We start from the raw sequence: 7,722 nt of genomic DNA, 5'->3' as shown, positions 1-7,722 counted from the left end.
GATATCGATCCCCCAGTCACTACGAACAGCAGCACGCCGCCGCCCACTAGAGTTCAACGTTCCCTTATCGGGCCGTCCGAAAAAGCTTGACCACGACAGTGCACAGCGGAGACCGCACCAGGCAGAAAGCAGTCGCTTTCGACGCGGTACACGAGGCCCGCGAGAACCCGTTTGAATAATTGAATGCTAATTCACGTTCGGGAGAACTTCGGCGATGTAGTCGAATTGGCGGCGGGTCAGATCAGAAATCTCGTGGAGTTGCGCGGGCACGTTCTCGGACCACCTGCACGGAGCAGCCGACTCTCGGGGCAATTTGCCCTCCAATCTTGCTTGCACCAACCCCTGCACCTCCCGGATCATTAGGCGCTTTCGATTTTCAAGGGCAACAAAGTGGGGATGCTGGGCAATCGCCCGCAGGATTTCGATGGTCCGCGAGTAGCTCCAGTCCTTAGCTGAAGCGTGCGCCTTCACATTGGCTTCGAATGCCGACTGCAACTTGTTCAGCGTCAAACGCGTCAGTCTTAGAGCCAGGTCGAATCCTTCCTCCGCTGCAGTGAACCCATCAACAGAGTTGCAGGACCATCGAATGGGAAGCAATGCTGATTCGATGTCGTCCGAGTACGAGACACCTCTGATGCGACCGAACTCCGCAAGGCGCTGCCTGACCGCTTCACCGAGATCTTCCGATGCACGTCGCTTCTGCGCCAAGCCGCTGAAGTTCGCTGAACCGTTCTGGCAGAACATTTTGTCGGAGTCGGCAGCATCACTTCCGGTCTTCTCCGCGGCGACAGTCAGCGCGGCCACCGACGCGTCGATATGAGCAACAGCGTCCTTACCGGCTCGAAGGAGCTGAGCCATATCGGGCTCCAGAAGTGTGCTGTCGATGAATGCGGCGACACTCATTGTGTCGACAAGTCCTGAGGTCGCAATGGCTTCGCGGACGCGCGCCATGCGCGCTGCCGTCTCGTCTTCGGAAGAGCGCCCGAGCGCCTTTCGCGCGGCAAGGGACCGCTCGTATCCGGCGCGAAAGGCTTTCGCATAGGACGGGTCGTCGCAAACATACGGAACTTCCGCAGCGCTTACCAACGACGAAAAAACTAGCGAAACAGCTATTGCAACGTGCTTCATAGACGCAGTATTTAATCGGAGCGCAGAGCGTACGGGGCGCTACGTTGGCGTGTTCCGCATCAGGCTGGGAGCGGTTCGGTCGGTGTTGCTCAACACAGTGAGAGTGCTGCCGGTTGCCAAGACGAGGAATCGACCGCTTGGGGAGAAACCGTATGAGCGCACAGTGCTGAAGTGGCGTTCGACCAGCCACTTGTCTCCAGTTCGAGCGTGGAACAACAGTGCGGACTCGTCTCGTCCCGCCCCACGCAGTTCCACCCGCCATTCGCCGTGGCTGCGATTCAGTTGCCCGCCCTCCAGGCCGACCATTGGAATCCACGTGCCCGTCAGGGACCCGATGCCGAGCGCGATACGTTGATCCGTGTCGAACCATTCAGAGTTCGGGCCGACGGGCGCATCATCCCTCGCTATGAGTTCACCGGTGGCGAGACTGAATAGACCTCTCCCCGATTCGGACACCGCTAGGAGCGCAGACTCGTCCGATGCGAAACCAACCTCGTAGAGCCCGCCGACCGACGCGTAGACGATGCGGCGCCACGATGAGTTTTCATCGATGGCACGAGGTCGCCCAGGAAGAAGTCGGGCAAGGAGATGAATCATGCGCGGGAGTCTAGCGGTCCTCGCTGACGACCGATTGAGGCTGACTGCGGACGTTCATGACCGGAGAGAGGCCACTACGAGACCCAACGCATGTGCTGCTGGACCAGTTCTCCCGCCGCGTCGAAGTGAACCTGAAAGCCGTAGCCGCAACGTGGCGCCCAATGCACTTGAACGTTCATTCTGCTTTCGTCCGGGACGAGCGAGAAAGCAACGTAGGGCACACGCTGGATGGAGACCTCACCTGCCTCGCACAGCGTCCCTGCATTGAGCAGCCAAAACGCCTGCCCAATGTTCTTGAAGGGATGCGCCAGGTCATCGACGTCCATCTGCTCGAACTGCACGACGGGTACTTGGCTCGTCTGAAAACCCGAGCCGACCTCTCGCCAGGACGCTTCGATCCAGCGCTTCGCGTGCTCAAGAAGGGGCGAAATCATGCGGGAATGATACGGCTCCCGATGTCCGCTTCCGCTGTGCATAGCGGTCGTTCCGGCCCGGCTACGGATCTCAGCATCAATGGCACGGAACAGGAGGAAGGGCCCCGCAGGGCTCTTCCTTTCGCCCCTTCAGCGCCCCGGACGAGCGCCGCCCTGGTTCTCTCAGACTTTAGCGGCAAGGAACTGGTGAGAACATTGGATGCCTGTTCTGCGATGGCCCGAGAGAACAGTTCGCTCACAGCGCGCTGGGTCTCGCCCATGGCCGAGCTCGCGAGAGGGCGAGAATTCAGTTCGACCAAGCGAACATCGATGCCAGCTTGCTGGCCCGGCCCTTGGCCGCGACATCCTGCCCGCGCCAGGGGGCAATTGGCAGGAGTCGTCGCACACAATATTTCGATGTCGCGAACTCTAATTCGATGTCGCAAACACTATTGCCGGTGAACAGCACGATGTGATTCAGAGGCAAGCTCACTCCACCGTCACCGATTTCGCCAGATTCCGCGGCTTATCAACGTCGGTGCCCCGCGCACAAGCCGTGTGATACGCCAACAGCTGCAGCGGAATGACATGCAGGATCGGCGACAAGGCACCATAGTGCTCCGGCATCCGGATCACATGCACCCCTTCTGACGACTCGATGCGCGTGTCCGCATCCGCAAACACGAACAGCTCCCCCCCACGCGCACGCACTTCCTGCAGGTTGCTCTTGAGCTTCTCCAGCAGCGTGTCGTTCGGGGCGATGGTGACCACCGGCATCTCGCTGGTGACCAGCGCCAGCGGGCCGTGCTTGAGTTCGCCGGCCGGGTAGGCCTCGGCGTGGATGTAGCTGATTTCCTTGAGCTTGAGCGCACCCTCGAGGGCGATCGGATAGTGCAGGCCACGCCCCAGGAACAGGGCGTTTTCCTTGCGCGCAAATTCTTCGGCCCAGGCCATGACCTGGGGCTCCAGCGCCAGCACGGCCTGCACGGCGACGGGCAGGTGGCGCAGGGCCTTGAGGTGGGCGAGCTCTTGCTCTTCGGTGAGGTGGCCGCGCACCTGCGCGAGGGCCAGGGTCAGCAGGAACAGGCCCACGAGCTGGGTGCTGAAGGCCTTGGTGGAGGCCACGCCGATCTCGACGCCAGCACGCGTGATGTACGCGAGCTGGCATTCGCGCACCATGGCGCTGGTGGCCACGTTGCAGATGGTCAGCGTGTGGTTCATGCCCATGCTGCGGGCGTGTTTCAGGGCGGCCAGGGTGTCGGCGGTTTCGCCGCTCTGGGTGATGGTGACCACGAGCTGGCGCGGGTTGGGCACGCTGTCGCGGTAACGGTACTCGCTGGCGATCTCGACGCTGACGGGGATCTTGGCGATGCTCTCGAGCCAGTACTTGGCGGTGGAGCCGCTGTAGTAGCTGGTGCCGCACGCGAGGATGAGCACCGAGTCGATGTCCTTGAAGACGCGGTAGGCGCCGTCACCGAACAGTTCGGGGCTGACGCTTTCCACGGCGTCGAGGGTGTCGGCGATGGCACGCGGCTGCTCGAAGATTTCCTTCTGCATGAAGTGCCGGTACGGGCCCAGCTCGGCCGCGCCGGTGTGGGCGTGCACGGTGCGCACTTCGCGCTGCACGGGCTTGAAACCCTGGGTGGCGCTGGCGGCGGTGGCGCCATACACACGGCCTTCCGGCGTGCGGCTGGTGATCCACACCTTGCCGAGTTGCACGTCGACCACGTCACCCTCTTCGAGGTACACGATCTGGTCGGTGACGCCGGCCAGGGCCATGGCGTCGGATGCGAGGAAGTGTTCGCCCTCGCCCACGCCCAGCACCAGCGGCGACCCCTCGCGGGCGCCGATGACACGGTGGGGTTCGTCGCGGCAGAACACGGCGATGGCGTAGGCGCCCCGCAGTTGCGCAGTGGCGCGCTGCACGGCGTCGAGCAGGTCGCCGTCGTACAGGTGGTCGATCAGGTGGGCCACCACTTCGGTGTCGGTCTGGCTGTCGAAGGCGTAACCCTTGGCCTTCAGTTCGGCGCGCAGTTCGTCGTGGTTTTCGATGATGCCGTTGTGGACGAGCGCGATCTTGCCGGACGTGGCGGTGTTGCCATCGGAGCCGGGGCCGTGCGAGAAGTGCGGGTGGGCGTTGTGGACGGCGGGCGCGCCGTGGGTGGCCCAGCGGGTGTGGGCGATGCCGGTGCCGCTTTGCACCTCGTCGGCCTCGACGTTGATCTGCAGTTCCGACACCCGCGCCGTGCTGCGCGCGCGGCGCAGGTGGCCCGACTGGTGCACGGCCACGCCGCACGAGTCATAGCCGCGGTACTCGAGGCGCTTGAGCCCCTCGATCAGGATGGGAACGATGTTGCGGGTGCTGACGGCGCCGACGATGCCACACATGAAATATCTCCCAGACGGATTCAACTGAAGGTTCGAGATGGTAGGCACACCCATCGGATCAAAGGTTGCATAGTTTCAGCTGAAACGAAATAATCAATCATCACCAACGGAACGTGATTGATTAGTTCATGCTTCAGCCTTCATTGCACGAATCATTCAAAATTGACGACCTGGACGACACCGACCACCGCATCCTGGGGGTACTGCAACGGGATGCATCGATGTCGAACCAGGACCTGGCGGCCGCGGTGATGACGTCGCCGGCCACGTGCCTGCGCCGGGTCAAGCGCCTGGTGGCGGCCGGGGTGATCGAGCGGCGGGTGGCCATCCTGTCACCGGAACGGCTGGGTGCAGGACTCACGGCGATCGCCGAGGTCACGCTCGATCGCCAGGGTGCCGAACATTTGGCTGCATTTGAAGCCCGTGCGGTGGGTGATTCGGCGGTGCAACAGTGCTACCGTGTTGCCCCTGGCCCGGATTTCATGCTGGTGCTGCAGGTGGCTGACATGCCCGCGTACGACGCCCTCGTCAACCGCCTCTTCACCCAGGACGCCAACGTGCGCAACGTGAAGGCGTTTTTCAGCGTGAAACGTGCCAAATTCGAGCCCGCCATCGGGTTGCCACCGGCCCGTCATTCAAGCCAGCAGCCTCCCCGCCGATAACGAATCCGTGAACGCGCGCACCAGCGCGTGATCCCGCCCATTTCGTTCCCGCCCCAACGATGCCCGCCACTTCTTCCGCCGATCTCCGAGACGACGAGGACTTCGCCTCTGCCGCCGGCCGCGCCGAGCGCCAGCGCCAGTGCATGCAGATGCTGGTCGTGGTGCTGGCCAGCTACGGCGTCGACACGCTGCTGCTGCTGGGGCTGGCCCACGCCGGCGCGATGGACGCACTGGTGGCCTGGATGTTTGCCGCGGCGGGCACCGCCGCTTGCGGCCTCTTTGCATTGCTGCTGCGGCTGGGCCGCAGCGAGCGCCTGAGCGATCCGTTCCTCGTGGTGCCGCAGATGCTGGTGCATTCGGCCATCCACGTGGGCTTCATGTTCTGGGTGCCCGGCGTGGGGGTGCTGTTCCTGATGATGATGCTGCTCATCCACGGGTTCGGGGCCATGCGGGTGTCGCCATTGCACGTGGTGGCGTCGTCGGTGCTGGTCGCCATGGGCGTGGGCACCGTGATCGTGTTCGGCGAACTGCATCTTTCGCTGCCCATGGGCAATGTGGCGCAGCGCGCGCTCAGTGCGGCCTGGTTCGCATTGGTGCTGGCGCGCAGCACGCTGCTCGACCTGTACGGCGCCCAGCTGCGCGACATGCTGATGCAGCGGAACAAGACGCTCAAGGCCAAGTTCGAGAAGATGCACCGGCGCGCCACACGCGACGGCCTCACCGGCACGCTCAGCCGCCGCAGCGTGATGGAACTGCTGGAGCAGCAGCACCGCAAGCTCGAACTCACCGGCCAGTCGTTTGCGATTGCGCTGCTCGACATCGACCACTTCAAGCAGGTCAACGACCGTTTCGGCCACCCGGTGGGCGATGAGGTGCTGCGGTATTTCTCGCGTCGCGCGTCCGCCGAGATGCGCACGTCCGACCGGCTGGGCCGCTACGGCGGCGAGGAATTCCTCGCGGTGTTGACGGCCACGGAAGATGAATCGTCCGCTCACCTGGCCGCCGAACGCGTGCGCGACGGCGTGGCCAAGCACGACTGGTCGCGGCTCGCGCCCAACCTCAAGGTGACGGTGTCGCTCGGGGTGGCGGTGTGCCGGCCCGACGAGTCGGTGGACCAGCTGCTGGCCCGGGCCGACACCGCGCTGTACGCGGCCAAGCACGCCGGCCGCGACTGCGTGCGCATGGGCTGAAACGCCTCAGCGTTTCAGCACCACCAGGCCCTTCAGGTACTCGCCCTCGGGGAACGTGACCGTCATCGGGTGGTCCGGGGCCGCACCGGTTCGGGCGTAGATGAGCCCGTCGGCCGGGGCGTCGAGCCCGGCGCCGGCCACGATCTTGTGGAACAGGTCGGCGCTGATGCCCCCCGAACAGGAGTAGGTGAACAGCAGGCCACCCGGCTCCAGCAGCATGAATCCGAGGCGGTTGATGTCCTTGTACGCGCGGGCGGCACGTTCGGCATGGGCCGCGGTGGGGGCGAACTTCGGCGGGTCGAGCACGATGGCGTCGAACCGCCGGCCCTGGCGGAGGAACTCGCGCAGCGTGGCGTTCACGTCGGCGTCGAGCGCCTCGTGGCGTGCGGCGTCGAACCCGTTGAGCGCCACGTGACGGGTGGCCCGTGCGAGCGCCGGGCCGGAGGAGTCGACGCTCGTCACGTGTTCTGCCCCGCCCGCGAGCGCGGCCACGCTGAAACCGCCGGTGTAGCTGTAGCAGTTGAGCACGCGGCGGCAGCCGAAGTGGCGCACGCTGTCGGCGAACAGCTTGCGGCTGTCGCGCTGGTCCAGGTAGAAGCCGGTCTTGTGGCCCTCGGCCACGTCCACCGTCAGCTGCCAGTCGTGTTCGCGGATGGTGATCTCGGTGGAGCCGTCGCCGCGCAGCCAGCCGGCCACCTGGGGCAGGCCCTCGAGCTCGCGGGCGTTCGCATCGCTGCGTTCGTACAGGCGCGTGAGCCCCGTCACCTTCAGCAACTGGTCGGCGATGACGGCCTTCCAGCGTTCGATGCCGGCCGACAGGAACTGCGCGCTCAGCGTGTCGCCGTAGCGGTCCACGATGAGGCCCGGCAGGCCGTCGGCCTCGCCGTGGATCAGCCGCATGCCGTCGCTGGCGATCGGCAGGCGCGCGCGGATGGCCACGGCGTCGCGGATGCGGCGCTCGAAAAAGGCCGCGTCGATGCGCTCGGTTTCCGTGAAGCTCCACGCACGCACGCGGATCTGCGAGGCCGGGCTGTACGCGGCCCACGCCAGGAAGCTGCCGTCGTGCGCATTGACCCGCACGGTTTCGCCGGGATCGGCCTTGCCACTGGCGATGCTGCCGGGGAACACCCAGGGGTGGCGCTTGCGGAGGGAGCGGTCCTTGCCTTCTCGGAGCGTGATTGTCTTCATGGGGTGGATTGTCGCCGCGCCCCGGCCAACGCTGGGGGGGCCATCGGCGGTGGCGGGCCCCGGCGTTCGCCCACTACTGTCCGGAATAATTTCCCCCTCAGTTGAACAGGGGCGGTTGGGCGGCGGCGAAGGCTTGCGCGGCTTGCCTTCGTCGTC

The 7,722-nt window shown here is 64.8% G+C and carries 8 protein-coding genes; 2 read left to right on the top strand and 6 right to left on the bottom strand.

Annotated features, from left to right (window positions below; translation table 11 throughout):
- Positions 1-186: 186 nt before the first annotated feature.
- From ASC87_RS26040 to glmS, 5 genes are all read right to left on the bottom strand, one after another.
- A complete protein-coding gene (locus tag ASC87_RS26040) occupies positions 187-1,128 on the bottom strand; it encodes a hypothetical protein (protein WP_157604373.1) in 942 nt (313 codons plus the stop codon).
- A 39-nt stretch (positions 1,129-1,167) separates the two neighbouring features.
- Positions 1,168-1,725, bottom strand: coding sequence for a hypothetical protein (locus ASC87_RS32240; RefSeq protein ID WP_157604372.1), 558 nt, complete (start codon positions 1,723-1,725; stop codon positions 1,168-1,170).
- 74 nt (positions 1,726-1,799) lie between these two features.
- On the bottom strand, positions 1,800-2,159 hold the full coding sequence (locus tag ASC87_RS26035) for a hypothetical protein (RefSeq protein WP_056669850.1): 360 nt from the start codon (positions 2,157-2,159) through the stop codon (positions 1,800-1,802).
- Between the two features lie 286 nt (positions 2,160-2,445).
- Positions 2,446-2,607 (bottom strand): hypothetical protein, encoded by a 162-nt coding sequence (locus tag ASC87_RS32235; RefSeq protein ID WP_157604371.1) that lies wholly within the window; start codon positions 2,605-2,607, stop codon positions 2,446-2,448.
- A gap of 20 nt (positions 2,608-2,627) precedes the next feature.
- A complete protein-coding gene (gene glmS, locus ASC87_RS26030; RefSeq protein WP_056669848.1) occupies positions 2,628-4,526 on the bottom strand; it encodes a glutamine--fructose-6-phosphate transaminase (isomerizing) in 1,899 nt (632 codons plus the stop codon).
- A gap of 128 nt (positions 4,527-4,654) precedes the next feature.
- Between glmS and ASC87_RS26025 the strand changes: the two genes are divergently transcribed.
- Together ASC87_RS26025 and ASC87_RS26020 are read left to right on the top strand one after the other, a co-directional pair.
- Positions 4,655-5,188: an Lrp/AsnC family transcriptional regulator gene (locus ASC87_RS26025; RefSeq protein WP_056669845.1), complete on the top strand. Its 534-nt coding sequence runs from the start codon at positions 4,655-4,657 to the stop codon at positions 5,186-5,188.
- A 59-nt stretch (positions 5,189-5,247) separates the two neighbouring features.
- Complete coding sequence (locus ASC87_RS26020; protein WP_056669842.1) at positions 5,248-6,378, top strand: GGDEF domain-containing protein; 1,131 nt, start codon at positions 5,248-5,250, stop codon at positions 6,376-6,378.
- 6 nt (positions 6,379-6,384) lie between these two features.
- On the opposite strand, the gene ASC87_RS26015 is transcribed toward ASC87_RS26020, so the two are convergent.
- Positions 6,385-7,566, bottom strand: a complete 1,182-nt coding sequence (locus ASC87_RS26015) for a class I SAM-dependent rRNA methyltransferase (protein WP_056669839.1) — start codon at positions 7,564-7,566, stop codon at positions 6,385-6,387.
- Between the last annotated feature and the right edge of the window lie 156 nt (positions 7,567-7,722).

Source organism: Rhizobacter sp. Root1221 (genome assembly GCF_001425785.1).
Lineage (GTDB): Bacteria > Pseudomonadota > Gammaproteobacteria > Burkholderiales > Burkholderiaceae_C > Rhizobacter.
This window is presented reverse-complemented; position numbering and strand designations above follow the sequence as displayed.